The sequence below is a fragment of the Niveispirillum lacus genome (assembly GCF_002251795.1).
Taxonomy (GTDB): Bacteria; Pseudomonadota; Alphaproteobacteria; order Azospirillales; family Azospirillaceae; genus Niveispirillum; species Niveispirillum lacus.
Genome location: NZ_NOXU01000030.1, coordinates 114,896 through 139,854 on the forward strand (window position 1 = coordinate 114,896; position 24,959 = coordinate 139,854).

24 protein-coding genes are annotated in these 24,959 nt (G+C 61.5%); 17 read left to right on the forward strand and 7 right to left on the reverse strand.

The window, feature by feature from the left end; translation table 11 throughout:
• The first annotated feature begins 179 nt into the window (after positions 1 to 179).
• A complete protein-coding gene (locus CHU95_RS13505) occupies positions 180 to 845 on the forward strand; it encodes a hypothetical protein (RefSeq protein ID WP_094456869.1) in 666 nt (221 codons plus the stop codon).
• Positions 846 to 854: 9 nt separating this feature from the next.
• Here the strand turns inward: CHU95_RS13505 and CHU95_RS13510 are convergent, their stop codons facing one another.
• From CHU95_RS13510 to carB, 3 genes are all read right to left on the reverse strand, one after another.
• A complete protein-coding gene (locus CHU95_RS13510; protein WP_094456870.1) occupies positions 855 to 1,301 on the reverse strand; it encodes a hypothetical protein in 447 nt (148 codons plus the stop codon).
• Positions 1,302 to 1,496: 195 nt separating this feature from the next.
• A complete protein-coding gene (gene greA / locus CHU95_RS13515) occupies positions 1,497 to 1,970 on the reverse strand; it encodes a transcription elongation factor GreA (RefSeq protein WP_094456871.1) in 474 nt (157 codons plus the stop codon).
• Between the two features lie 81 nt (positions 1,971 to 2,051).
• Positions 2,052 to 5,336, reverse strand: a complete 3,285-nt coding sequence (gene carB, locus CHU95_RS13520) for a carbamoyl-phosphate synthase large subunit (protein WP_094456872.1) — start codon at positions 5,334 to 5,336, stop codon at positions 2,052 to 2,054.
• A gap of 341 nt (positions 5,337 to 5,677) precedes the next feature.
• Between carB and CHU95_RS13525 the strand changes: the two genes are divergently transcribed.
• Positions 5,678 to 7,540 carry a PAS domain-containing protein gene (locus CHU95_RS13525; RefSeq protein ID WP_165772165.1) on the forward strand — a complete coding sequence of 621 codons (1,863 nt, stop codon included), beginning with the start codon at positions 5,678 to 5,680 and terminating at the stop codon, positions 7,538 to 7,540.
• Positions 7,541 to 7,679: 139 nt separating this feature from the next.
• Here the strand turns inward: CHU95_RS13525 and CHU95_RS13530 are convergent, their stop codons facing one another.
• Positions 7,680 to 8,171 (reverse strand): hypothetical protein, encoded by a 492-nt coding sequence (locus CHU95_RS13530; RefSeq protein ID WP_094456874.1) that lies wholly within the window; start codon positions 8,169 to 8,171, stop codon positions 7,680 to 7,682.
• A 1-nt stretch (position 8,172) separates the two neighbouring features.
• Positions 8,173 to 8,505, reverse strand: coding sequence for a hypothetical protein (locus tag CHU95_RS13535; RefSeq protein WP_094456875.1), 333 nt, complete (start codon positions 8,503 to 8,505; stop codon positions 8,173 to 8,175).
• 350 nt (positions 8,506 to 8,855) lie between these two features.
• Here CHU95_RS13535 and CHU95_RS23145 point away from each other — a divergent pair, with 350 nt between their 5' ends.
• The 7 genes from CHU95_RS23145 (at position 8,856) to CHU95_RS13570 (ending at position 14,421) form a co-directional block, all read left to right on the forward strand.
• Positions 8,856 to 9,083 carry a type II toxin-antitoxin system RelE/ParE family toxin gene (locus CHU95_RS23145; protein WP_094457230.1) on the forward strand — a complete coding sequence of 76 codons (228 nt, stop codon included), beginning with the start codon at positions 8,856 to 8,858 and terminating at the stop codon, positions 9,081 to 9,083.
• The gene (locus CHU95_RS13545; RefSeq protein WP_094457231.1) at positions 8,984 to 9,319 is read left to right on the forward strand and encodes a helix-turn-helix domain-containing protein; all 336 of its coding nucleotides are present in this window, start codon (positions 8,984 to 8,986) and stop codon (positions 9,317 to 9,319) included. The genes CHU95_RS23145 and CHU95_RS13545 overlap by 100 nt, the downstream gene beginning before the upstream one ends.
• A gap of 90 nt (positions 9,320 to 9,409) precedes the next feature.
• The gene (locus CHU95_RS22485; protein ID WP_165772166.1) at positions 9,410 to 11,185 is read left to right on the forward strand and encodes a hypothetical protein; all 1,776 of its coding nucleotides are present in this window, start codon (positions 9,410 to 9,412) and stop codon (positions 11,183 to 11,185) included.
• Between the two features lie 74 nt (positions 11,186 to 11,259).
• Entirely contained in the window at positions 11,260 to 11,547 is a 288-nt protein-coding gene (locus CHU95_RS13555) for a BrnT family toxin (protein ID WP_094456876.1), read from the forward strand.
• The gene (locus CHU95_RS13560; RefSeq protein ID WP_094456877.1) at positions 11,528 to 11,878 is read left to right on the forward strand and encodes a helix-turn-helix domain-containing protein; all 351 of its coding nucleotides are present in this window, start codon (positions 11,528 to 11,530) and stop codon (positions 11,876 to 11,878) included. Before CHU95_RS13555 ends, CHU95_RS13560 begins: the two co-directional genes overlap by 20 nt.
• Positions 11,879 to 11,965: 87 nt before the next feature.
• A complete protein-coding gene (ettA, locus tag CHU95_RS13565; RefSeq protein WP_094456878.1) occupies positions 11,966 to 13,642 on the forward strand; it encodes an energy-dependent translational throttle protein EttA in 1,677 nt (558 codons plus the stop codon).
• Positions 13,643 to 13,716: 74 nt separating this feature from the next.
• Positions 13,717 to 14,421 (forward strand): pseudouridine synthase, encoded by a 705-nt coding sequence (locus CHU95_RS13570; protein ID WP_094456879.1) that lies wholly within the window; start codon positions 13,717 to 13,719, stop codon positions 14,419 to 14,421.
• A 5-nt stretch (positions 14,422 to 14,426) separates the two neighbouring features.
• Here CHU95_RS13570 and CHU95_RS13575 read toward each other — a convergent pair whose 3' ends face one another.
• Positions 14,427 to 14,555 carry an entericidin A/B family lipoprotein gene (locus CHU95_RS13575; RefSeq protein ID WP_094457232.1) on the reverse strand — a complete coding sequence of 43 codons (129 nt, stop codon included), beginning with the start codon at positions 14,553 to 14,555 and terminating at the stop codon, positions 14,427 to 14,429.
• Positions 14,556 to 14,619: 64 nt separating this feature from the next.
• Here CHU95_RS13575 and CHU95_RS13580 point away from each other — a divergent pair, with 64 nt between their 5' ends.
• The gene (locus CHU95_RS13580) at positions 14,620 to 15,384 is read left to right on the forward strand and encodes a TlyA family RNA methyltransferase (RefSeq protein ID WP_094456880.1); all 765 of its coding nucleotides are present in this window, start codon (positions 14,620 to 14,622) and stop codon (positions 15,382 to 15,384) included.
• Between the two features lie 26 nt (positions 15,385 to 15,410).
• Here the strand turns inward: CHU95_RS13580 and CHU95_RS13585 are convergent, their stop codons facing one another.
• Positions 15,411 to 16,730 (reverse strand): hemolysin family protein, encoded by a 1,320-nt coding sequence (locus tag CHU95_RS13585; protein WP_342744739.1) that lies wholly within the window; start codon positions 16,728 to 16,730, stop codon positions 15,411 to 15,413.
• Positions 16,731 to 16,936: 206 nt separating this feature from the next.
• Here CHU95_RS13585 and CHU95_RS13590 point away from each other — a divergent pair, with 206 nt between their 5' ends.
• From CHU95_RS13590 to CHU95_RS22490, 7 genes are all read left to right on the forward strand, one after another.
• On the forward strand, positions 16,937 to 18,034 hold the full coding sequence (locus CHU95_RS13590) for an alkene reductase (RefSeq protein WP_094456882.1): 1,098 nt from the start codon (positions 16,937 to 16,939) through the stop codon (positions 18,032 to 18,034).
• 128 nt (positions 18,035 to 18,162) lie between these two features.
• Positions 18,163 to 19,131, forward strand: coding sequence for a homoserine kinase (locus CHU95_RS13595; RefSeq protein ID WP_094456883.1), 969 nt, complete (start codon positions 18,163 to 18,165; stop codon positions 19,129 to 19,131).
• The gene (gene rnhA, locus CHU95_RS13600) at positions 19,128 to 19,595 is read left to right on the forward strand and encodes a ribonuclease HI (RefSeq protein WP_165772167.1); all 468 of its coding nucleotides are present in this window, start codon (positions 19,128 to 19,130) and stop codon (positions 19,593 to 19,595) included. Before CHU95_RS13595 ends, rnhA begins: the two co-directional genes overlap by 4 nt.
• A 167-nt stretch (positions 19,596 to 19,762) precedes the next feature.
• Entirely contained in the window at positions 19,763 to 20,062 is a 300-nt protein-coding gene (locus CHU95_RS13605) for a ribbon-helix-helix domain-containing protein (protein WP_094456884.1), read from the forward strand.
• 75 nt (positions 20,063 to 20,137) lie between these two features.
• On the forward strand, positions 20,138 to 22,273 hold the full coding sequence (gene ligA, locus CHU95_RS13610) for an NAD-dependent DNA ligase LigA (RefSeq protein WP_094456885.1): 2,136 nt from the start codon (positions 20,138 to 20,140) through the stop codon (positions 22,271 to 22,273).
• A 158-nt stretch (positions 22,274 to 22,431) separates the two neighbouring features.
• Positions 22,432 to 24,543 carry a transglycosylase domain-containing protein gene (locus tag CHU95_RS13615; RefSeq protein ID WP_245838237.1) on the forward strand — a complete coding sequence of 704 codons (2,112 nt, stop codon included), beginning with the start codon at positions 22,432 to 22,434 and terminating at the stop codon, positions 24,541 to 24,543.
• Between the two features lie 272 nt (positions 24,544 to 24,815).
• Positions 24,816 to 24,959, forward strand: coding sequence for a hypothetical protein (locus tag CHU95_RS22490; RefSeq protein ID WP_165772168.1), 144 nt, complete (start codon positions 24,816 to 24,818; stop codon positions 24,957 to 24,959).

Here is a 24,959-nt window from a genome sequence, read left to right on the forward strand (position 1 = left end):
CCACTATTCCCCATTTTAGTCTTCATTTGGAAACAACATGAAAGGCGAAGTACCTGTCAATTGTAATCGTTTTACTATGATGTGCTCGACAGGGTGATGTGACGCAAAACCTGCCTTAAATTCGCCGCGGCCGGGGTGCAATCTGCACCTTGAACGTTGTTCCGATACTGGAACCCTGCGTGGACGAGGACATCATGTCGTTACGTGATCTGGGCAAGCTGGCCGTTGCCACCGCCGTGGTGCTGTCCCTGGTTGTGCCGCCCGCCCTGGCCGGGGACCGGGGTCGTGATGGGTATGGTCATGGACATCACTGGCATGATGACTGGGGGCATTGGCGCGATGATCGCCGTGGTTATGACCGCGGCCGCCCCGGCCCGGATTATCGCTACAAGTCGCCGCCGGGCTGGTACGACCGGGGGGGGTATGCGGCTTGGCATTGGGATGCCCCACCCCCGGTTCGACGTCGCGCTGATCGGGATGTGGTGTTTGGGCGCCCCTATCGGCATGGCTATCATGGCTATGGCTATTACCGCCGTGATGATGATGCCGCCCTTTTCCTGGGCCTGACAGCCCTTTCCCTGGTGGCCTTGGGTGTTCTGACAGAGGCGCAGCAACGCGCCCATGAAGATGCGCAGATCCGGGCTACCATGGCGCCAGTGGGACAGCCCATTATCTGGTCTGATGGGAGTGATGGTGGATCGGTGACAGCCCTGCGAGAGGGCCGTACGCCGCAGGGGGCTTATTGCCGGGAATTTCAGCAGCAGGTGACCATCGGCGGCCGGACCGAGGATGCCTATGGCACCGCCTGTCAGCAGCCCGATGGGTCATGGCAGGTGGTGCCTTGAAGCGGAGGATCACGGGCCGATAGGTGCCAGTTCGGCCTCGACGGCGGTCACTTGTACCGGCCCCCGACCGGGGGGAACGGCTTCACCCGGCTTGCAGCCCTCATCCATCAGGAAACGCAGATTCAGGATCGGGCGAGTGCTGTTGAAGGCGTGGGCCGGCACTGCCGCGTCGAACCACAGGATACCGTCATCTGCCGCTGGCGCCTTGGGGTCGCGCATGATCTGCGCCACAAAGGCCGGACCGGCGGGCACATCGACCAGGATATGGCGGGTGCCGTAAAAGCTATCCTCTCGCACCCCGATGCGCAGGGCCACCAACTCACGCGCGCTCGGCGCCCGCTTCAAGGGGACCTGACGCCAGGCGGGCTTCTCAGCCGTCACTTCCGTGATTTCACGCGCACCAGCAGCCACCGGAACGAGGGTCAACGCCAGTAACAGCGGAAGAACGGCGCGCATGCGGGACCTCCCCTTAGCATCCTGCCCCCATGATGCGCGGTGTGGGACACGCATTCAACGAAAAATAACCAAAGCAATAAACACCAGAAGTAGAAACATGCCTCTGACCTCAGAGGCCGAGCCGCCGAAAAACCAAACCCGCCGCGGCTTTCACCGGGCGGGCTGGTTCATCAGGTCGAAGATGGTGGGGGGCGCTTACTTGAACGCGATACCCACGACCTCATAGCTTTTGGAGCCGCCAGGCGTGGTCACTTCCACGCTGTCCCCGACCGACTTACCGATCAGGGCGCGGGCCAATGGGCTGGTGATGGAAATCAAGCCCTGCTTGATGTCGCTCTCATCCTGGCCGACAATTTGATAAGTCACCTCTTCATCGGTGTCCTCATCCGCAAGCGTGATGGTCGCGCCAAACTTCACGGCATTGCCGGAGAGTTTGGTCGGCTCAATCACTTCGGCGCGGCTGATCTTGTCTTCCAGTTCCATCACACGGCCTTCAATGAAGGACTGACGCTCACGCGCCGCGTGGTACTCGGCATTTTCAGACAGATCACCATGCTCGCGGGCTTCCGCGATCGCCTTGATCACGGCCGGGCGCTCAATGCTCTTCAGGTGCTTTAACTCATCCTGCAGCCGGTTGTACCCCCGAGCCGTCATGGGAACTTTTTCCATCTTCCCTATCCCAGTAAAGGTAGCCCAGAAACAAAACAAGCCCGACGGGGCGGCTTCCCGCCCCGACCGACCAGACCGTCCTTAGTAAGAGCCGCTCAAGTAAGACTGGAGCGGGGCCACGTCCAGACCGCCGACCTTCAACGCCGAGATGGCTTCAACTGCCGCCTCAGCTCCGGCCACCGTGGTGTAATAAGGGATGTTATTGGTCAGCGCGGCGCGGCGCAAGCTGAAGCTGTCGGAAACCGCCTGTGACCCTTCTGTCGTATTGAAGATCAGCTGCACATCGCCATTGATCATGGCATCCACGATATGCGGCTGGCCTTCGACCACCTTGTTGATGGCGGTGACCTTCACGCCATTATCGGCCAGATGTTTGGCGGTGCCGCGCGTGGCGATGACCTTGAAGCCCATTTCCAGCAGCTTGGCCGCCACCGGCACCATCGAGGGCTTGTCGCCTTCACGCACGGAGATGAAGACCGTACCTTCCTTCGGAAGGGTGACGCCGGCCCCCATCTGGCTCTTGGCGAAGGCCAGGCCGAAATTCTTGTCCAGGCCCATCACTTCGCCCGTGGAGCGCATTTCCGGCCCCAGCAGGATGTCCACACCGGGGAAACGGTTGAACGGGAAGACGGCTTCCTTGACGGCGGTGTGCGGCGGGAAGGGGCCGGACAGCTTGAACTGGCTCAGCTTCTCGCCGGCCATGATGCGGGCCGCGATCTTGGCGATGGCGGTACCGGTGGCCTTGGCCACGAAGGGCACCGTACGGCTGGCGCGCGGGTTCACTTCCAGGATGTAGATGTCGTAGCCACCGATGCCCGACCCGTCCGTCGTCTGCTTGACCGCGAACTGGATATTCATCAGACCGACAACGCTCAACCCTTTGGCCAGCTTCACCGCCTGCACCGTCAACTCGTCAATGACGGGCTTGGACAGGGTATAGGGGGGCAGGGCGCAGGCGCTGTCGCCGGAATGGATACCGGCTTCCTCAATATGCTCCATGATGCCGGCGACATAGACTTCACCATCGGCATCGGCCACGGCGTCCACATCCACCTCGATGGCGTTCTGGAGATAGCTGTCGATCAGCACCGGGTTGTTGCCCGACACCTTGACCGCTGTGGCGATATAGCGGTGCAGACCGGCCATATCATGGACAATCTCCATGGCACGGCCACCCAGCACATAGGACGGGCGGATGACGACGGGGAAGCCGATCTTCTCGGCCACTGCCACGGCCTCTTCCAGGGACCGGGCCAGGCCATTGGCCGGCTGGCGCAGGTCCAGCTTGTGCAGCAGTTGCTGGAACCGCTCGCGATCCTCGGCCAGGTCGATGGCGTCCGGCGTGGTGCCCAGGATGGGCAGGCCGGCCTGTTCCAGGGCCTTGGCCAGCTTCAGCGGGGTCTGGCCGCCGAACTGCACGATCAGGCCGACCACCTCGCCCTTCTGCTTTTCCTTCTCGACCAGCTCGATCACGTCCTCGGCCGTCAGCGGCTCGAAATACAGACGGTCGGCCGTGTCATAGTCGGTGGAGACCGTCTCCGGGTTGCAGTTGACCATGATCGTCTCATAACCCGCCTCCTGTAGGGCATAGACGGCATGGACACAGCAATAATCGAACTCGATACCCTGGCCGATGCGGTTGGGACCACCGCCCAGGATGACCACCTTCTTCTTGCCCGTCGGCTCCGCCTCGCACTCCGCCGGCTCCAGGCCGTTGCCTTCATAGGTGGAGTACATGTAGGGCGTGTCGCTGGCGAATTCGGCGGCGCAGGTGTCGATGCGCTTGAACACCGGGCGCACATTGAGCGCGCGGCGATGGCCGGCAATGGCGGCTTCCGGCTGGCCCAGCAGGGTGGCCAGACGCGCATCGCTAAAGCCCATGGCCTTGATGCGGGCCATGTACTGGGCATCAATGCCCGACAGGCCGGCTGCCTTGATGGCGGCCTCTTCCTGCACGATGGCTTCGATCTGGCACATGAACCAGGGATCGTACTTGCACTCTTCGTAAATCTGCTCAACCGTCCAGCCATGGCGCATGGCCTGGGCCACGATCAGCAGGCGTTCCGGTGTCGGACGGCTCAACATATGGCGCAGGCGACCCTGATCGACATTGCCGTTGGCGTCACGCAGGTCAATCTCGTCAAAGCCGGTCAGACCGGTTTCCAGACCGCGCAGCGCCTTCTGCATGCTCTCGGCGAAGGTGCGGCCGATGGCCATGACCTCACCGACCGACTTCATGCTGGTGGTCAGGGTGTTGTCGGCGCCGGGGAACTTCTCGAAGGCAAAGCGCGGGATCTTGGTGACGACATAATCAATCGTCGGCTCAAAGCTGGCGGGCGTGGAGCCGGTGATGTCGTTATCCAGCTCATCCAGCGTATAACCGACGGCCAGCTTGGCCGCGATCTTGGCGATGGGGAAGCCGGTGGCCTTGGATGCCAGCGCCGAGGAACGGGACACGCGGGGGTTCATCTCGATCACGACCATGCGGCCCGTGTCGGGATGGATGCCGAACTGCACGTTCGATCCGCCCGTATCCACACCGATCTCGCGCAGCACCGTCAGGCTGGCATTGCGCATGATCTGGTATTCTTTATCGGTCAGCGTCAGGGCTGGGGCGACCGTCATGCTGTCGCCCGTATGTACGCCCATGGCGTCGATATTCTCGATCGAACAGATGATGATGCAGTTGTCCTTGCTGTCGCGGACAACCTCCATCTCATATTCTTTCCAGCCCAGGACCGATTCCTCGATCAGGACCTCGTTCACCGGGCTGGCGCGCAGGCCGCCACGCACAATGTCCTCAAACTCGGCCCGGTTGAAGGCGATGCCGCCACCGGTGCCGGCCAGGGTAAAGGACGGGCGGATGATGGCGGGCAGGCCGACAAAGGCCAGCGCGTCCAGCGCCTCGTCAAAATTCTTCACCACGCGCGACCGCGGGCTTTCCAGCCCGATCTTGTCCATGGCGTCGCGGAATTTCAGGCGGTCTTCGGCCTTCTCGATGACATCGGCCTTGGCGCCGATCATCTCGATGCCCAGGCGCTCCAGCGTGCCATTATGGAACAGGGCCAATGCGGTATTCAGCGCGGTCTGCCCGCCCATGGTGGGCAGCAGCGCGTCGGGCCGCTCCTTCTCCAGGATCTTGGCGACGACGGCAGGCGTGATCGGTTCGATATAGGTGGCGTCGGCCAGACCCGGATCGGTCATGATGGTGGCCGGGTTGGAATTCACCAGAACCACCCGGTAACCTTCTTCCTTCAGCGCCTTACAGGCCTGAACACCGGAATAATCGAACTCGCAGGCCTGCCCGATGATGATCGGACCCGCGCCGATGATGCAGATGGATTTGATGTCGGTGCGTTTCGGCATGATCAGTCGGACCGTCTTTTTCGGGCGGGAAGGGCGATATGGTCGCGGCAAAACGCCCCCCGCGCCACAATGGGTGCGGGGGGCGCCCGGCTGAGGCGCCTATATAGAGGGGTCGGTGCCCGAATTGAAGTGCCGAGCTTGGGGCGCTGGGATGCGTCAGGTGGGACGCAGGGGATGGTGCTCATGCGCCGGCGGGAAAAATCAGCACTCGATTATTTATACGATAATGCTATTCCATTTACCTATCAAGAATAGCTCAAAAGACATATGCCTTTATGTGTCTTCTGTGGCCTACTCGCCGTCCGAGGGTCGCTTGGTCTTCAGGGGAGGGCATCAAGCCTATGTTGGATTCCGTGGCCGCCCTCGGCGAATTGTTCAGGCACTTTCCCGTGCCGATCATGGCGTGGTGGAAGCAATCCGGTCATTTGTCGCTTGCCTTCTGCAATAAGGCCTTTGCGCATCTGTGCGCGCGTGACCATGACAGTATGGCCCATCTGACGGGGTCACTGCTGATGCCGATTGATGGCCAACCAGACCCCGGTCCCGCCATTGTCCGCAGTCTGGTGCAGGGCGGGGTGCTGGATATCGAAGTGTCGGTGATGGCGCATGGGCGCCCCCGGCGTCTGCGTGTGCTGGGTCAGGGTCTTGGAGTCGGTAGCCGTCAGCCAGAGCAGATCTTTCTGGCCATTGCGCGCGATGTCAGCAACGAAGCCCGGCAGGCCAACGCCATGGCCACGACAGAACGCATGTTGTCGGCGGTCATTAAAAACATCCATCTGCCGTTATTGATGCTGACCCAGGATGCCCGAATCATTCTGGCTAATCCTGCTGCCGCCCGGCTGTTTGAACGCCCCATGGACGAGATTGTGGGTCAGCACCTGTCCATCCTGTTCACAGCCCAGGACTGGCCCGCCGTGTCAGCCCGCTTTGAGGCCGGTATTCGTAGCCATAGTGAACAGCGCGGGGCCGTTCGGATTCGCAGCGGGCGCGGGGAATTGCTGGAAATGGAGGTCCGCGGTCAGCCAATGGGCGATATCGGCGGCAAACCGATGCGGATGTTGACCTTCACCCCGTTCGAACCACTGCCAAGCCCCACCCATGATGGGTTGGACGCGATGGGCCAAACGCTTGCTGCCGGCAACGACATTCTGGCGGGCCGCCTGCAGATCATCGGGCTGGATGACATGCGTTCCACTTTCGGTGAACGGTGGGGCAGCATGCGGGAGCAGGCACTGGCCATCGCCGAGCAGACAATCCGCCGTGACCTGTCCCCCACCGATCAATTGCAACGGATGCCCGATGACAGTTTCGTGATTAATTTTTCGGGCATCACAGAGGCCGAGGCGGTGGTGAGAGCGCAACGCATCGCCGATACGGTGCGCGACCGGCTGCTCGGGGCCGCCACACCGGAGGGCCGGGTGGAGGCCATGGTGGCCACCGTGCGATCGGCAGATCTGGCCGAACAGCAGAGTGAGGATCTGGCGGATTTTCTGGTCCGCAAACTGGCGGCGCGGCGCGATGAAAGCCGGCGATATATGCAAACACTGCTGCGCGAGGCCATGACCAAGGCGACGCTCGACCCGCGGCAGATCATGCGGCCGGAAGGTTTTGCCCTGCCGATGCAGGTGGCGGAACTGGCCTATCCCTGGCGCCAACAGATTGCGATGGCGATGACCACGCTGGGCGATGATAAGGCGGCCAGCTTCGAGGCTGATCTTGTCACCCTCTCGGTCTCGATTGATTGGGGTGAATTAAGGAAACGCAAGGGCACGCTGGTGGTGCCGGTGCAGTTTGAAAACCTGATGCTGCCACGGTTGCTGGATCGTTATGTCGATGTGGTTCGCAACCTCCCGGTGGAACTGCGCCAGCGCATCCTGTTGCATATGTTGCATATTCCCGCTGGGATCGCCGGGTCGCGCGTCGGGGGCATGATCCAGACGTTGGGGCCGCATTGCAGCGGCATCGCCCTGCAACTGCCAGCGATTGATCACCCACTGGACCCAGTCGGCAACCGCGTGCGCATGGTGACCGTGCCGTTTGACATGCTGGAATATGGGGAGCAGAACGGCCATGCGCGTCTGACCCGGCTGCTACGGACCTGTCATTTGCGCAAGATGAAGGTCTGGATCGAAGATGTCCCCGACACGACCGTCAGCATGAAACTGGCGGCGGATGGGGTGGATATGGTGACGTTGCTGCGCTGATCCTGTCCTGATCTGCTGACAGCCGGGATGAGAGTGGTTTTCTGTGCCTGGGAAAGGCCCTTGTGGCGATGGCACTTGCAGACCCGAATGGCAGAACGCCGTTGCAGTCACCAGCAATGCGTTCCCCGGCCCCAATCTGTTACGGCCCGATGTAAAAACCCCGCAAATCGTCTTGCCGGGCGGTGTACACAGTGCAATTGCTGGTTTCCTGACCCCGGAAGAAATACACCAGTCCCTCGTCGCGGCGGCGCGTCGGGTCGAACAGGTTTACTGCCATGCGGCCATAGGCAACGCCCCACGGTTTTTCATCGGGACCGAAGGCGCGGTAATGCAGGTTGATCAATTGGTTGAACCGGCCCTGCCGGCACAGGCGTGACAGTTCCCGGTCGACCGTCAGTAACCCGCGGGATGGTCTGTCAAAGGCATAGACGATACGATCACGCCGCTGCGGGGTTGGCCGGGGCCGGGCAATGGCCGGGTCCATCCAGCTTTGCCAGGGCAGCTTGCCAAATCCGCGCCCCTGGTCCGGCTGTGCGGGCGCAGCCGGGCGCTCTGCGCGCGCCGGCCCAGCCATCATCACCAGGGCGGCCACAAGGCCAGCCATGATGGCACTGATGGTCACGTGGGTCATGTCAGCGTGTAATGGCGAGGCGGGCCAGAAACAGGGCAACCGCCTTCTTGCTGTCTTCCGGAAGGCTGGTGAAGTTGATCCGGGTGCCCTTTTTTTTATCCACCGCCGCGACTGTGCCCGCCCCCTTCAGCTTGAGGCTCTGCTTGGGGTCCTTCAATGCCAGATCAAAACTGACCGATTGCCCCACCTTCAATTTCGCCCCTGCCACCGTAACGGAGTTCACACCCAGATCGGCTACCGTCAATTCCTTACCGTCGATATTCAGATGTGCCGTATATTTCGGCACCTTCACCTTCTCAACGACATCCACTTTCAGGAAGTCAAACATACCCATTGCGCTGGCTCCCTGGGGGCGTGGCTTCGCATGACGGATGTTACAATATTTTGGCAGGTTTGGCGCGGAGGAATTCGGATAGGGGGCGGAGGGGCGTGGTCAGGGGGGATTTTCTTCAAAGCTGATCATTGGAATATTTAGGCTAATTTTTGCAGGCATTCCATTACCGTTGGCGACGGACCTATGCTTTCTGCGGGCGGTGCCCGCCATACGAAGCCTTGGCCATTTATGATGGAACCACCATTTCCCCAGAAAGGGCGACAAGGGCTGTCTGTTGGATCGGTTCGGCAAAGAAGGACCTTCGGGCGTTCCCTGCCGATGTACAGGATGTTGTCTGATTTGCCCTCTACATGGCACAGACTGGCGGAATGCACCCTGATGCCAAGGGTCTGATGGGATTCGGCGGTGCTGGCGTGTTGGAAATCGTGGAGGATTCTCAGGCAGAGACGTGCCGCGCCGTCCACAAGGTTCGGTTCCCATCCGCAGTCTACGTTCTCCACGCCTTTCGGAAAAAGTCAAAGTCGGGGATCAAAACCCCGACGGAAGACATGGACCTGATCCGGAGAGCCATTTGCTGAAGGCACAGCTTGTTGCCCGATTTGCATTTGTCTTGAAGGACCAGAGCCTGACGCAGGCCGATGCCGCCCAGCGTATGGGCGTCAGCCAGCCGGATATCTTCCGCCTGCTGCGCGGACAGTTCCGCGATATCTCCGTCGAACGGCTTCGCATGCTGGTGCGGTTGGGCTGCACCGTTGACATCCCCATCCGCCCCACCCCCGACGTCCCTCCCACCGCACCTATCCCGGTGCGGTAACCCCGAACCTGGCACGCCACTGGTTTAGATTACTGCTGACGCAAGCGCGTGGCTTGCGCTACCCTTACGGGAGAATGGCAGGGGTGGGCGATGGCGTTGGAGATTACGAAACCAGAGCAGCTTGAAAAATTCCTGGCGGACAAACCCGCACAATGGTCACACCTGATCGCGGCGCGGGCGGCCCTGCGGGTGTTGCCTCTGGCCCTGTCCGACATGCATGAGGAGTACTGGTTGTCGCTGCTCCGGGCGTGCTTCATACCATGGGCCGCCGGCAAATATCCGGCCCATGATATGACCGCCGCCGCCGGTTCCGCCGCCGATTTCGCCGCCGGTTCCGCCGCCGATTTCGCCGCCCGTTCCGCCGCCCTTTCCGCCGCCGATTTCGCCGCCGGTTCCGCCGCCGGTTCCGCCGCCGGTTCCGCCGCCCGTTCCGCCGCCGATTTCGCCGCTCGTTCCGCCGCCCTTTCCGCCGCCGATTTCGCCGCCGGTTCCGCCGCCCTTTCCGCCGCCGATTTCGCCGCCCGTTCCGCCGCCCGTTCCGCCGCCGGTTACGCCGCCCTTTCCGCCGCCGATTTCGCCGCCCGTTCCGCCGCCCTTTCCGCCGTCTGGAAATCCATCAGCATGGACGCTTCTGGGCTAAACACACGAAAAACATCTCAATCTTTTGCGGAATTGACCCTCACCCCCCTCTGGTCCGGGGAAACACCGCCTTCAATTGCGCTGCGCTGGCAATCTGTGGCCACCGAAAACCGGTCATCCCACTTCGCCCCCTGGATCAACTGGTATCAGGCCCTGCTCACCGGTAATGGCCCCAGCGCCGATTATTTCGGCCCCGACCTGACCCTGCGCATCGCCCAACAACCCCATGAATGGTGGGGCCGTCCGGCGCCAGAGGTGAATGCCGATATCGCTACGTGGCTAAGGGAAAAGAAAAACAGCGAAGAAGAGTTCATCGACAAATTCAGTGAGCTAGAAAAACAGCTTTCACAACATCCCGCCGCCGCGTCCTTCGCCTGGACGGATGAAGGCCTGTCGGTCAATGCACCCACGCCACTACCCGCCACGTCTCTGGCGCAAGATTTTCTGGACGAGGTGCGGCAGAAGGCCAGGGACCTGCAAGAACGTCTTGCCATGACCAATGCGGCGCAGCGCGTCCGCAAATCTTTGGATGGCGTGATCGCCATTCTGCCGGAACAGGCGTCGGACCTGCGCCCCGGCCTGCTGCGCTCCCGCGCCCGCTCGTTACATGCTGATGCTGCGGCCTATGCCGGGCAGTTTCAGGATGGTGAATTGCCGGTCGATGCCACCGCCATGATCATCGACCTGTCGGGCGGGCTGCGTGATCTGGAAGGATGTTTCCCCGAACTGCGGGACATCGAACGGGAAATCGCCGCCCTGAACCTGAAGCCCAAGGATGTGGCAGCGGTTCAACAGCATCTGGACCAAATCAACAAGGTTGTGGCCGAAAGTGCGGTGGTTGCGGACAACACCAAGTTGGTGATGGCCGCAGGCACCGAAACGATGAAGGCAGAGGCCCCGCCCGACATTACAGAAATCCGCACTGCTGAACAGGCCCTTGTCTCCCGCAACCTCGTCACGGTGGCCCTGCGCCGCTGCGCTAACGAAATCCTTTCACGCCTGCCTAACACAACAGGCCGGGTTTATGACGAAACGGAAAAGGCGGGCCTGAACCTGATCCGCCCCGCCGCCTCGGTCGGGGCATCCGTCCTGGTCGGCAGTTTGGTGAACCCTATCGTTGGCTTGGCCTTTTTTGCACTGGCCGAATATGACCGGCTGCCCGGCATCATCAACTTCATCAAGGAAGCGAAAAAACAGGTCGGCCCGAGTGAGGGTGATCTCGAATAGACGACGCCCCAACCTTGACCGTACTGCAATTTCACCCCCTTGCCCCCAACTAGGGACAGGCCCTATAATCTTCCATGAATGTCGGCTTCGATCCTGCCAAGCATGAACGGAACCTGCGGGAGCGGGGGCTTGGTTTTGATGTGGCAGCGCGCATCTTCCTGGGCGACACGGTGGAATGGGATGATGACCGTTTCGACTATGGTGAACGGCGCATACAGGCGGTGGGGCGGATTGAGGATGTTGTGATCAGTGTCGTGTTCACCTGGCGTCTGGACGCTGATGCGGGGCCGTACCGCTGGATCATCTCGGCACGCCCGGCCAGCAGGGGCGAGAGGAGGATTTATGCCGCTTATCTCGATTGAGGACGCACCAAACCTGACCGTAGAACAGCGCGCCCGTCTGAAAGCTACGAGCGAGGCGGAGGTGGCGGGTTATATCGCCGAAGATGGCGATGTCGATTTGGGCACTGTCGAGCCGGCGCGTCTGCGCGCCAGATCCGCATACCCCGATCCGCGTGCCCTGCGGACACGGCTGAAGATGACGCAGGAAGAGTTTGCCACCACCTTCGGCGTCAATCTCTGGACGCTGCGGGAATGGGAACAGCGCAAGGCGGAGCCGGAGGGGCCGGCCCGCACCTTGTTGCGGGTGATCGACCGGGAGCCGGATGCGGTGCGACGCGCGCTGCTGCCCTGACACCCCCACCCCCCGATTGCACCCCGCGTCCCGCTGCGGTACAAGGCCCGCAAACCTTTTGCAGACGCTTATCTGAAGGATGCCCCCATGGCCGCGTATCAATATGTCTATGTGATGAAGGGTGTGACCAAGGTCTATCCCGGCGGCAAGAAGGTGTTCGAGAATATCTGGCTGTCCTTTTATCCGGGCGCCAAGATTGGCGTGCTGGGTGTCAACGGCTCAGGTAAGTCGACCCTGCTGAAGATCATGGCGGGCCTGGATAAGGATTATAATGGCGAGGCCTGGGCCGCCGAGGGGGTGAAGGTCGGTTACCTGCCGCAGGAGCCGCAGTTGAACCCGGCCAAGAATGTCTGGGACAATGTCATGGAGGGCGTTGGCCCCACCAAGGCGCTGCTGGACCGCTTCAACGAAGTGTCGGAGGCCATGGCCGATCCCGACGCCGATTTCGACGCGTTGATGGCCGAACAGGCCGATTTGCAGGAAAAGATCGACGCGGCCGACGCCTGGGACCTGGACCGCACGGTCGAGATCGCCATGGACGCGCTGCGCTGCCCGGCGGGTGACGCCGATGTCAGCAAGCTGTCGGGCGGTGAAAAGCGCCGCGTGGCCTTGTGCAAGCTGCTGCTGTCCAAGCCCGACATGCTGCTGCTGGACGAACCGACCAACCATCTGGACGCCGAGAGCGTGGCATGGCTGCAGCGCTTCCTGGCTGATTATGCCGGCACCGTTGTGATGGTCACCCACGATCGTTACTTCCTGGATGCCGTCACCGGCTGGATTTTGGAACTGGATCGCGGTTCGGGCATCCCGTATGAGGGCAATTATTCGGCCTGGCTGGAACAGAAGCAGAAGCGTCTGGAGCAGGAGGGCCGCGAAGAGGGCGCCAAGCAGAAGCAGTTGGCCCAGGAACTGGAATGGGTGCGCGCCAGCCCGAAGGCCCGTCAGGCCAAGTCCAAGGCCCGTATCCAGGCCTATGAAGAATTGCTGGCATCGGCCAACCAGAAGGAAAATATCGGCGAAACCCGCATCGTCATTCCCACGCCGCCGCGTCTGGGCAATGTCGTGATCGAAGCGGAGAACCTGCGCAAGGGCTTTGGTGACCGGCTGCTGATCGACGATCTGTCCTTCCGCCTGCCGCCCGGTGGCATTGTCGGTATCATCGGCCCCAACGGTGCCGGTAAGACCACCTTGTTCCGTATGATCACCGGTGCGGAAAAGCCCGATGGCGGCACCTTCCGCGTGGGCGAGACGGTGCAGTTGGGCTATGTCGACCAGAGCCGCGACAGCCTGGACGACAAAAAGAACGTCTGGGAGGAAATCTCCGGCGGTCTGGACGTGATCGAGCTGGGCAAGAAGTCCATGCCGTCGCGCGCCTATGTCAGCGCCTTCAACTTCCGGGGTCCGGACCAGCAGAAGAAACTGGGCCAACTGTCGGGGGGTGAGCGCAACCGCGTGCATCTGGCCAAGATGCTGAAGTCCGGTGCCAACGTCCTGCTGCTGGACGAACCGACCAACGATCTGGACGTCGAAACCTTGCGCGCGCTGGAAGAGGCGCTGACCAGCTTCCCCGGTTGCGCCGTCGTCATCTCGCACGATCGCTGGTTCCTGGACCGTCTGGCCACGCACATTCTGGCCTTTGAAGGCGACAGCCAGGTGGTCTGGTTCGAAGGCAACTATGCCGATTACGAGGCTGACAAGCGCCGCCGCCTGGGGGCAGAGGCCGACCAGCCGCACCGCATCAAGTACAAGCCGCTGGAACGCTGATCCCGGCTTATTTTCTGCTGATAAAGGGCCGGGGAGCGATCCCCGGCCCTTGTTCATTCAAAGAGGTTCTGTCGATGCGCCTTGTCCGCCTGATCGCCAATCTGGGTTATGGCAGCCAGAAGGACGTGAAGATGCTGCTGAAGGCGGGCCGCGTCACGCGGGCCGATGGCAGCACCCTGTCCGATGGGGACAAGGTCGAGCATGCCGATATCCGCATCGATGGCGAAGAACTGGACCCGCCGCAGGGCTCCGTCCTGATGCTGCATAAACCGGCGGGCTATACCTGCTCCACCAGTGATCCGGGCCGGGTGGTGTATGAGTTGCTGCCCGAGCGGTTTGAATATCGCAATCCCATCATCGCACCCGTGGGGCGGCTGGACCGGGACACGACCGGCCTGCTGCTGCTGACCGATGATGGCCAGCTTCTCCACCGCATCATCTCACCCAAGGCCAATGTGCCCAAGGTCTATGAGGCGGAACTGGCCCGCCCCCTGACGGGGGAGGAGGCGGGGGTGTTCGCGTCCGGCACCTTGCTGCTGAAGTCGGAAAAGACGCCGCTGCTGCCCGCGACGCTGGAGGTGTTGGGCGAGACGCGCGCGCGCCTGACCATTCAGGAAGGGCGCTATCACCAGATCCGCCGCATGTTTGCCGCCGTCGGCAATCATGTGGAAATGCTGCACCGCGTCTCCATCGGCAGGCTGACGCTGGGCGACCTGGCAGAGGGTGAATGGCGGCTGCTGAACGCAGACGAGGTCGCGTTGGTCTTCAGCGATCCCTGATCCGCTTACTGCGCGCTTTTCTCGATCGCCTTGCCCGCGCTCTTGATGTCCTTGCCCACCCCCTCAACGGTGTTGCAGCCAGACAGGCCTAGGGCGGCGAGGGTGAGGGTCGTAAGGATCAGGGCGCGTTTCATTGGCATATCCATGGTTCTGGGGCTATCAATCCCGGTTATCTCATTATCGCAAAAGCGTGTTGTCATGTCCAAGCCACCAAAAGTTAAAGAGCCGAAAGTCAGAGTGGATCAGGCTTTGGTTGATCGTGGCTTGGCCGAAAGCCGGTCAAAGGCCCAAGCCCTGATCCTGGCAGGTCTGGTCTATGCCGATACCCGCCGCATCGATAAGGCCGGGGATACGGTACCGGAAAGCCAGTTGCTGCTGGTGAAGGGCCAGGACCATCCGTGGGTCAGCCGAGGTGGTCTGAAGCTGGTGAAGGGGCTGGACACGTTCGGGATCGACCCGGCCGGGCTAATCGGCATTGATGTTGGTGCTTCCACCGGTGGGTTCACTGACGTGCTGCTGACGCGCGGGGCCGCCAAGGTCTATGCTGTCGATGTCGGGCACGGACAACTCGCCTGGAAAATCCGGGAGGATACGCGGGTTGTGGTCTTGGAAAAGACCAATGCCCGTCATCTGACGGCAGAGATCATTCCAGACCCCGCCGACATCGTCGTCTGCGATGCCAGCTTTATCGGTCTGGAAACGGTACTGCCCGCCGCCATGGCTTTGACCAAGCCCGGCGCCTACTTGGTGGCCCTGATCAAGCCGCAGTTTGAGGTGGGCAAGGGTCGTGTTGGCAAAGGCGGCGTGGTGCGGGAGCCGGAACTGCACCAGGAGGTCTGCGACCGGATTCAGGATTGGCTGTCGGGCCAGCCGGGCTGGACCGTGCTGGGCATCGCCGAAAGTCCGATAACCGGGCCGGAGGGCAATAAGGAATTTCTGATTGGTGGTCGGCGGGAAGGGTAAGGGGCCGCTTCCACGCCAACCGGACATCACGCATCCGGCGTGGGTATCACCAGCACCTTGTCGATGCGTCGGCCATCCATGTCGACCACTTCGAAGCGGTACCCGTCATGGTCGGCAAATTCGCCAGCGGTGGGAATCCGCCCCAGCTTGAACAGCAGGAATCCGGCCAGGGTGTGATAGCCGCTATCCTCGTCGCGCAGGCTTTTCAGACCGAGATGTGCTTCCACCTCTTCCACGGCCATCATGCCGTCGATCAGCAGGGAGCCATCGGCGCGGCGGACAATGTCGCTGTCCTCGCCACCCTCATCGGGCAGTTCGCCGGCAATGCCTTCCAGCACATCGGTCAGGGTCGCAATGCCTTCGACGGTGCCATATTCATCCACGACGATGGCCAGTTGCTCACCCGACTGCTTGAACAGGTCCAGCAGGCGCATCACCTCCGTACCGTCATGCACGACCAGGGCGTCGCGCACATCGCTGCGCAGGTCGAAAGTGCCGCCTTGCAGCAGACGGTGCAGCAGATCCTTGGTATGGACGACGCCGATCACATCGTCGAAATCACCACGGCAGACGGGGAAGCGGCTGTGTCCGGCTTCCCGAATCTCTCGCTTGATATTCTCCGGCTCGTCATCAATGTCCAGCCACATGACCTCCGGTCGGGGGGTCATCAGGGACCGCACCGTGCGGTCGGCCAGACGCATCACCCCTTCGATCATCCGCTTCTCGCCGGGATCGAAGACACCGCTGGCCGTGCCCTCGGCGATCAGGCTTTTGACCTCTTCTTCGGTGACCGTCTGCTCTGCCTTTTCCGGCACGCGCAGCAGTTTCAGCATGGCCTCTGTGCTAGCCCCCAGCAGCCAGACAAAAGGCGCGGTGGAGCGTGACAGCGTGCGCATCGTGGGGGCGGCGAAGCTGGCAATAGCCTCGGCATTGTTGAGCGCAATGCGCTTGGGCACCAGTTCGCCAGCAATCAACGACAGGTAGGTAATGACCATGACGACAATGACAATCGACAGGGTCTCGCCATAGCCGGCGAGTGCTGGGATGTTGTCCAGCACTGGGGAAAGCCTTTCGGCCAGTGTGGCGCCGCCCACGGCACCATTGATGACGCCGATCAACGTAATGCCGATTTGTACCGTCGACAGGAAACGGGAGGGGTCTTCCTGAAGGGCCAGTGCGGTTTTGGCACCACGGCTGCCTTCGTCGGCCATCTGCTGCAGTCGGATCTTACGGGCCGATACAACGGCCATTTCCGACATGGCGAAGAACCCGTTCAACAGGATCAGGAACAGGACCGCGGAGAGTTCGAGCGAAACCATCTTCTCGGGGGTATGTGACGCGAGCACGGAGGCGGCCCGCAGGCCTATCCTATCGCATCGCCCGCGAAATGCGAGCAATCATGATGGGCTGTCACCGTTTCATCACCGAAACCGCGCCGGGTGACCGCCGTCACTTGCCTGTCTGCGGGCCGCGTCTACATCTGCGGCCATGACATGGTGCGCCGCCACACAGCGCGATGCGCGCCGCAACCTCTGTTCAGGGACCACCCCCGATGACTGATCAAAACCTGCTGTCGCCCGTGCGTCTGGGCGATGTCGATCTGCCTAACCGCGTCATTATGGCGCCCATGACCCGCTCCCGTGCTGGTAAGGGGGACGTGGCCACTGCGGCGACGGCCCAATATTATGCGCAGCGCGCGACCGCTGGTCTGCTGATTACCGAAGGGACGCAGATCACGCAGCAGGGGCAGGGTTATGCTTTCACCCCCGGCATCTACTCCCCCGAACAAGTTGCGGGCTGGCGGGGTGTGACGGCAGCCGTCCATGCCGCTGGTGGTCGTATCGCCGCCCAGCTTTGGCATGTGGGTCGTCTGTCGCACCGCGTGCTGCAGCCCGGCGGCGGGCTGCCGGTTGCCCCATCTGCCATCAAACCCGATGGTCAGGCCTTCACGCCACAGGGCATGCTGGATTATGAAACCCCGCGCGCGCTGGAGACGGAAGAGATCGCTGGCATCGTCGCAGACTTCGCTAAGGCGGCGGAAAACGCCAAGGCTGCTGGTTTTGATGCTGTGGAACTGCATGGGGCCAACGGCTATCTGATCGACCAGTTCATCCGCGACGGGTCCAATACCCGCACCGACCGCTATGGTGGGTCCGTGGCGAATCGCAACCGCTTCATGCTGGACGTGGTGGCGGCGGTTACCGACGTGCTGGGGGGTGGTCGTGTCGGCATCCGTTTCAGCCCTAACGGCGCCTATCACAACATGTCGGATAGCGATCCGGCGGCAACTTTTGGGTACGCCGCTGAGCAGTTGAACCGCTTCAATCTGGCTTTCCTGCATGTGATTGAACCCTTGGTCGATAACCATTCGATGAGCCCGCCGCCGGGCGCCCAACGGGTCGCCGGTCTTCTGCGCCGGACCTTTAAAGGTCCGTTCATCCTGAATGGCGGCATCACGCGTGAGGCAGGCGACCATCTGATTGCCACCGATGCCGCGGACGCCATTGCCTTTGGCGTACCCTATATCGCCAATCCGGATCTGGTAGAGCGTTTCCGCCGGAACGCCCCGCTGGCGCAGGCCGACCGCGCCACTTTCTATGGCGGAGACGAGCGGGGGTATCTGGACTACCCGACACTGGACGCTGCCTGATGGTGCTGCCACATGCCTGCCTCTCCAAGCCGGAAGGGTGGGCATGTGGCCGGCAACCCGAACCGCCGCGACCATGCCGCACAGGGTCGATATTGACCGGGCGAGCGGAACCGGCTACCCATCCCGGCATGGCCGTCTATACTGAAGTTTCCGATGAAGATGTCCGCGCGTTCGTTGCCCAGTATGATCTGGGCGACGTGGTGTCCTGCAAGGGCATCGCAGAGGGCGTGGAAAACTCCAACTTCCTGCTGGTGACCGGTAAGGGGCCCTTTATTCTCACGCTGTATGAAAAGCGTGTGGACCCTGCGGACCTGCCCTTTTTCCTCGGTTTGATGGATCATCTCGCGGCACGCGGGCTGACCTGTCCGCAACCGGTGGCGGGTACCGATGGTGTGGCCCTTCGCAGCCTGTGCGGACGCCCGGCCGTCATTGTGACGTTCCTCAAGGGCATGTGGCCGCGCCGCATCCTGGCTGACCATTGCGCCGGGCTGGGTGAGGGACTGGCCCGTCTTCATCTGGCTGGCGATGGATTTGAACTCACCCGGCGTAATGCTTTGTCCGTCGCTGGTTGGCGCCCGTTGTTTGCGGCGTCGCGCTGGCGGGCAGACGAGGTAAAGCCTGGCCTTGCCGATTCCCTGGCCGAGGAACTGGACTATTTGGAGACCCATTGGCCTACGGATCTGCCGGCCGGCATCATCCATGCCGATCTGTTCCCGGACAATGTGTTCTTCAGCGATGGGGCCCTGTCCGGCCTGATTGATTTCTATTTTGCCTGCAACGACCTGTTCGCCTATGACGTTGCCATCTGCCTGAATGCCTGGTGCTTTGAGGCCGATGGGTCCTTCAATGTGACCAAGGCGCGGTTGCTGCTGGCCAGTTATGATCGTGTGCGCCCGTTGTCGGCGGCGGAGCGCGAAGCCCTGCCGATCCTGGCTCGCGGCAGTGCCATCCGCTTTCTGCTGACCCGCCTTTATGACTGGCTGAACACACCAACCGGCGCCATGGTCAAGCGCAAGGACCCGCTGGAATATCTCCATAAGCTCCGCTTCCACCAGCAGATCCGTCATATCGCCGATTACGGACTGGACCGGTCGTGAACGATCCCGCTGCTGCGGCCGACAATGTGGTCGATGCCTTTACCGATGGCGCCTGTTCGGGTAACCCCGGCCCCGGTGGCTGGGGTGTGCTGCTGCGCTGGAACGGCACCGAGAAGGAACTGAAAGGTGGGGAGCCCGATACGACCAACAACCGCATGGAGTTGCTGGCTGCCATTAGTGCGCTTGAGGCGTTGAAACGCCCTGTGCCCGTTCGTTTGCATACAGACAGCCAGTATGTGAAGAACGGCATCACCACCTGGATTCATGGCTGGAAAAAGAATGGCTGGAAGACCGCATCCAAGGACCCGGTAAAGAACGAGGATCTTTGGCGCCGGCTAGACGATCTCGTCGCCCGCAATCAGGTGGAGTTTCACTGGGTGAAAGGCCATGCGGGACATGTGGAAAATGAACGCGCTGACCAGTTAGCCCGTGACGGCCTGCGTGAAGCCCGCGATCGGACCTAAACTTCCGGCAGTTGAAAGCGACAGGCTTGTGATGGCGAGCGACATGTCAGCATGGTTTCGGTCTTTGATGTACGGAACGTATACGAAATTGCTGGATCGGCTTTTGCGTTAAAGGTTCTATGCCTGTATAAACAATAGGTCGGCAAACCAAACAGGGCACGCGACCAGTGCAGAACCTTCTGCGCATCCTGGCTCAGATTTCCTGCGAACAGCGACGGCGTGAATTCAACGTCGGTGGGTGGCGTGTGAGCGCCTGTGTCAGCCAGGAATGCTGGGAGGCGCTGGAAGATATCAGCAGCCAGCAGGGTGTCTGCCTGGAGACACTGGTTGCAGATGTCGCCCGCCGTTATGGCCGGCGTCGTTTGTCACGGGAACTGGACCTGTTCGTTATTTCCTATTATCAGAGCGCCAGCCTGCCGCCTTGTGGTCTGCGCGATGTCGAGCCGGTCAATCTCTTGCCCTGCTGACAGCCGGCCATTGCCCGCTGCCCCACCCTCTCGTACAACGGGCTGAACCGCCCGTTGACCGCAGAGCACCCCCCCATGCCCGCCCCCCACCACCTGAACGACGTCGACATGTTGAGCTTTGAGGAGGCGGCAGGGGAGCATGCTGCCCTGGTGGCCGAGATCAGGCACCATCGGGAACTTTACTATACCAAGGATGCGCCAGCCCTGTTGGATGCTGATTATGACAGGCTGGAACAGCGCCTGATCGCGCTGGAGACACGGTTCCCGGACCTGATGACAGTGGACAGCCCGACCCAGACCGTCGGAGCGGCACCTGCGTCTGGCTTTGGCAAGGTCAAGCATGCGGTACCCATGCTATCGCTGTCGAACGCGTTCGAGGACGATGATGTGGCGGATTTTGTCGGCCGCATTCGCCGCTTCCTGAACCTGCCGGACGACACCGCCATCAGCTTTGTTGCGGAGCCCAAGATCGACGGTCTGTCCCTGTCCTTGCGCTATGAGAAAGGTCTTCTGGTTCAGGCCGCGACGCGCGGTGACGGGGCAGAGGGTGAGGATGTGACGGCCAATGTTCGGACCATCCGCGATATTCCGCATGAATTGACGGCGCCATATCCGGAGTTTGTTGAAGTGCGCGGGGAAGTCTATATGACCCGCGCCGACTTCATGGATCTGAACCGGACCCAAGCAGAAAAGGGCGATAAAATTTTTGCCAACCCGCGTAATGCGGCCGCCGGATCGCTGCGTCAGTTGGACAGTTCCATTACCGCCAGTCGGCCCTTGCGGTTTTTTGCTTATGCGTGGGGGGACCTGTCGGAACCGCTTGGCGCCACGCAATCGGAAAGTCGGCAGCGGCTGGGCATGTTTGGTTTCATCCTGTCCGCGCCGTCGCGTTTGTGTACCAGCGTTGACGATCTGTTGGATTATTACCGTGAGATCGGGCGGCGGCGCAGCGAACTTCCCTTCGACATCGATGGTGTTGTTTATAAGGTGGATAGCCTGACCCTGCAGGAGCGGTTGGGCTTTATATCCCGTTCCCCCCGATGGGCGACGGCGCATAAATACCCCGCGGAGCAGTCGACAACCCGCCTGAACGCGATCTCCATCCAGGTGGGCCGCACCGGCGCCCTGACGCCGGTGGCGGAATTGGAGCCTGTTAATGTTGGTGGTGTGGTGGTCAGCCGCGCGACCCTGCATAACAAGGACGAGATTGAGCGCAAGGACATCCGCGTCGGTGATCTGGTCATCGTGCAGCGTGCCGGCGACGTGATCCCACAGATCGTGGGGCACGTGCCCGAGCACCGTCCTGCCGATGCTGTGCCCTTTGTCTTTCCCGACTGTTGCCCCGAATGCGGGTCCATGGCTGTAAGGGAGGAGGGGGAAGTGGTCACCCGCTGCACCGGCGGGTTGGTCTGTCCGGCCCAGGCGGTGGAACGTCTACGCCATTTCGTGTCGCGCAACGCGTTTGACATCGAGGGGCTGGGCATCGAACGTATCCAGCTTTTCTACGAGCAGGGCCGCATCAAGCAGCCTGCGGACATTTTCACACTGGAGGCCCGTGAAGACCAGCGTCTTGATCGCCTGATCAACATGACCGGTTTCGGCAAAAAATCGGTGGAAAAGCTGTTCACCGCCATTGCGGCGCGTCGGACCATCGCGCTGGACCGCTTCATCTTCGCCCTGGGCATTCGCCAGATCGGGGAGGCCACGGCCAAGCTGCTGGCCAAGGCCTATCGCACGGCGGAATACTGGCGTGACCGCATGGTCATTGCCGCCGCCGAGCGGGCGGAGAACCGGGCGGAAAAGAAGCCGGAACTGGTGGGCGAGGCCTATGCCGAACTGTGTGCCATCGAACAGATCGGCATGAGTGTGGCCGACGACCTGACGGACTTCTTCCGCGAACAGCATAATCTTGACGCGCTGGCGGCCCTTCTGGCGCAGGTCAGCCCGCAGCAATATGTACCGCCGGCGGCCGCCACAACCTCTCCTGTGGCGGGCAAGACGGTGGTCTTTACCGGCACGCTGGTGACCATGGGTCGGTCGGAGGCAAAGGCCAAGGCGGAAGCGCTGGGCGCCAAGGTGGCTGGATCCGTCAGCGGCAAGACAGACTATGTCATTGTCGGTGCCGATGCCGGATCGAAGGCCGCTAAGGCCCAGGAGCTTGGCGTGAAGATCCTTTCCGAAGAGGAATGGGCATCCTTGATCGCCGGTTGACCGGCTTGTGGGGCGGTGACGGATCCGCTCGCCTTGCACATGCCGCCGCAATATCCCTGAAATCGCCGCAATGGTGGTGCATCAGCTTGTCGGGTGGGCGGCCGGGTCCTATCCTGGCTGCTGATCCCTGAAATTGCCGTTGCCGGACCCATCCGCCCGTGAACACACTGAACGCCCCCAAACGTTTCCAGCCTGCCCCGGCGGCCCCGTCCAGGCGTGGTTCCTCCGGACCGCCGCCGGGGGGAAGTGGCGGTGGCGGCAATGGCGATCCGCCCAAGGTTCCACGCCAACCGAAGCCCCGTAAGACCTGGGGACAGCGGCTTCTGTCCGGTCTGATTGTCACGTCCATCTGGGGTGTGATCGTGGCAGCGGTGACCGTGGCCATTGTTGCTCATGACATGCCCGGCATTTCGGAGGTGGCAACGGCTACACGCCGACCCACCATTACCCTGGTGGCACTGGACGGAACCGAGTTCCAGCGACTGGGTGACATGCGGGGCGAAACGCTGGATGTTCGGGAGTTACCGCCGCACTTTGTGCAGGCGCTGGTGGCAACGGAGGATCGGCGGTTCTTCAGCCATTTTGGCGTTGATCCCGTTGGTATTGCTCGCGCTGCTTATGCCAATTATCAGGCCGGCCGCACGGTGCAGGGGGGATCAACCCTGACCCAACAATTGGCAAAGAACCTGTTTTTGACACCGGACCAGACTTTCAAGCGCAAGGCGCAGGAAGCGCTACTGGCATTGCAGCTTGAGGCGACCTACAGCAAAGAACAGATCCTTACCGCCTATCTGAACCGGGTCTATCTGGGGGCCGGCACATTTGGTGTCGATGCCGCCGCGCGCACCTATTTCAACAAGTCGGCGCGTGACCTTACCCTACGTGAGGCTGCGATCATCGTCGGTTTGCTGAAGGCCCCGTCGCGTTATGCGCCCACCGCCAGCATGAACCGCGCGACCCAGCGCATGGGCGTGGTCCTGCGCGCCATGTTGGAGGAAGGCTATATCAATCAGGCACAGTTTGATGCCGCTATGGCTCTGCCCCAGACACCTTCCCGCAAAGCCAGTGACGATGGCGACGGCCGTTACTTCGCGGCCTGGGTGGCCGACCAGTTGCCAGCCTTTGTCGGTGCCGATCATGGTGACTTGGTTGTTTACACGACCTTCGACCGCGGTTTGCAGCGGACGGCCGAACAACGGGTGACTGAGATGCTGCGCGGACCGGGCGTGGAGGCCAGGGTATCGCAGGCAGCGGCATTGGTAATGACGCCGGACGGCGCCATCCGGGCGATGATCGGTGGCAAGGACTATTCCAGCAGCGAGTTCAACCGCGCTACCCAGGCCCTGCGTCAGCCTGGTTCCGCCTTTAAACCCATCGTCTATCTGACGGCCCTGGAAGAAGGCTGGAACGAATACAGTACGATCCTGGACGCCCCCTATCGCAAAGCCAAATGGAACCCTGGCAATTACGACGGTAAGTTTCGTGGGGATGTGACATTACAGGACGCACTGGCTCATTCGTTGAACACCGCCACCATCCGGTTGGCTGAGGCGGTGGGCATCGACAATGTCCGGCATACGGCCAAGCGACTGGGCCTGACCACGCCCATGCGTCGTGACCTGTCGCTGGCGTTGGGCACGTCGGAAGTCACGCTGCTCGACCTGACCGGTGCCTACGCCACGTTGGCCAATGGCGGAGAAGCGGTGATCCCTTATGGCATTCTGGAGATCCGCGATGTGCAGGGCGGCATCTTGTATCAGCGTCAGGGTTCGTCGGCGGGCTTCGCCGTGGCTGCCCCGCATGTTGAGGCGATGAACCGTCTTCTGGCGGGCCCGGTGACCTATGGCACGGGTAAGGCCGCCATGCTCGACAGGCCCACCGTGGGCAAAACCGGCACGACCCAGGATTATAAGGATGCTTGGTTTATGGGCTATACCGCCGATCTGGTTGCCGGTGTCTGGCTTGGCAACGATGACGGTGCCCTGATGAAGAAGGTCACAGGTGGTGGGCTGCCAGCAAAGTTATGGCATGCGATCATGACCGATGCCCATCAAGGCTTGCCACCGCGTGACCTGCCGGGCCTGGGGGGCAGCGTGACAGAGGGCGAGGTGATGGCAAACCCCGCGGATATGGAACCGGCTGGTGAAGTGCCCGCCGATGACAGTGTGGTACAAACCGCAGAGGGAACGCCCCCACCCCCCGAACAGCCGGCGCCCAGCGATGGCGGTGACCCGATTGGTGACCTGCTTCGCCGTCTCACTGGCCGTTGAGATTTTCGAATACGTCTTTGTCAGCCATGTTGTTCGACCGCCCCCGTTCCCGCTGGATCGGGGGCGTTTTGATATGCGAACACGGGGGTAGTGGTGGTTTTCACCACTGAGTGGCGCCTGGCGCCATCAGGTAAAAAGGCTGCCGTTGGGTCTCGCCGGGAAAATGGCGGAAATCCCACGTTTTCTGGTGCGCAGTGAACTTGGCACGCCCTTTGCTTTAATATCGGCATGGCTGAAACGGCCACCGACATTCGAACCTGATGGAGACAACAATGACCACGATGACTTTCTTCGCCAAGCGCGCCGCCCGCACCAACGAGGTCACCGGCGACTTAAACCTGTCCAGCTTGACCGAAATGGTCCCGGCCCTCTTTGCGGCCGTGGTCATGGTCCTGATGCTGAACATCCTGCTCTGA

Coding starts and splice junctions, on each gene's coding strand:
- CHU95_RS13510 (WP_094456870.1), bottom strand. CDS start 1,301: ATGCGCGCCGTTCTTCCGCTGTTACTGGCGTTGACCCTCGTTCCGGTG.
- carB (WP_094456872.1), bottom strand. CDS start 5,336: ATGCCGAAACGCACCGACATCAAATCCATCTGCATCATCGGCGCGGGT.
- CHU95_RS13525 (WP_165772165.1), top strand. CDS start 5,678: ATGTTGGATTCCGTGGCCGCCCTCGGCGAATTGTTCAGGCACTTTCCC.
- CHU95_RS13580 (WP_094456880.1), top strand. CDS start 14,620: ATGTCCAAGCCACCAAAAGTTAAAGAGCCGAAAGTCAGAGTGGATCAG.
- CHU95_RS13595 (WP_094456883.1), top strand. CDS start 18,163: ATGGCCGTCTATACTGAAGTTTCCGATGAAGATGTCCGCGCGTTCGTT.
- CHU95_RS13560 (WP_094456877.1), top strand. CDS start 11,528: ATGCCGCTTATCTCGATTGAGGACGCACCAAACCTGACCGTAGAACAG.
- CHU95_RS13530 (WP_094456874.1), bottom strand. CDS start 8,171: ATGACCCACGTGACCATCAGTGCCATCATGGCTGGCCTTGTGGCCGCC.
- CHU95_RS13575 (WP_094457232.1), bottom strand. CDS start 14,555: ATGAAACGCGCCCTGATCCTTACGACCCTCACCCTCGCCGCCCTAGGC.
- CHU95_RS22485 (WP_165772166.1), top strand. CDS start 9,410: ATGGCGTTGGAGATTACGAAACCAGAGCAGCTTGAAAAATTCCTGGCG.
- ligA (WP_094456885.1), top strand. CDS start 20,138: ATGCCCGCCCCCCACCACCTGAACGACGTCGACATGTTGAGCTTTGAG.
- CHU95_RS13555 (WP_094456876.1), top strand. CDS start 11,260: ATGAATGTCGGCTTCGATCCTGCCAAGCATGAACGGAACCTGCGGGAG.
- CHU95_RS13570 (WP_094456879.1), top strand. CDS start 13,717: ATGCGCCTTGTCCGCCTGATCGCCAATCTGGGTTATGGCAGCCAGAAG.
- greA (WP_094456871.1), bottom strand. CDS start 1,970: ATGGAAAAAGTTCCCATGACGGCTCGGGGGTACAACCGGCTGCAGGAT.
- CHU95_RS22490 (WP_165772168.1), top strand. CDS start 24,816: ATGACCACGATGACTTTCTTCGCCAAGCGCGCCGCCCGCACCAACGAG.
- CHU95_RS23145 (WP_094457230.1), top strand. CDS start 8,856: ATGGCACAGACTGGCGGAATGCACCCTGATGCCAAGGGTCTGATGGGA.
- CHU95_RS13590 (WP_094456882.1), top strand. CDS start 16,937: ATGACTGATCAAAACCTGCTGTCGCCCGTGCGTCTGGGCGATGTCGAT.
- CHU95_RS13535 (WP_094456875.1), bottom strand. CDS start 8,505: ATGGGTATGTTTGACTTCCTGAAAGTGGATGTCGTTGAGAAGGTGAAG.
- ettA (WP_094456878.1), top strand. CDS start 11,966: ATGGCCGCGTATCAATATGTCTATGTGATGAAGGGTGTGACCAAGGTC.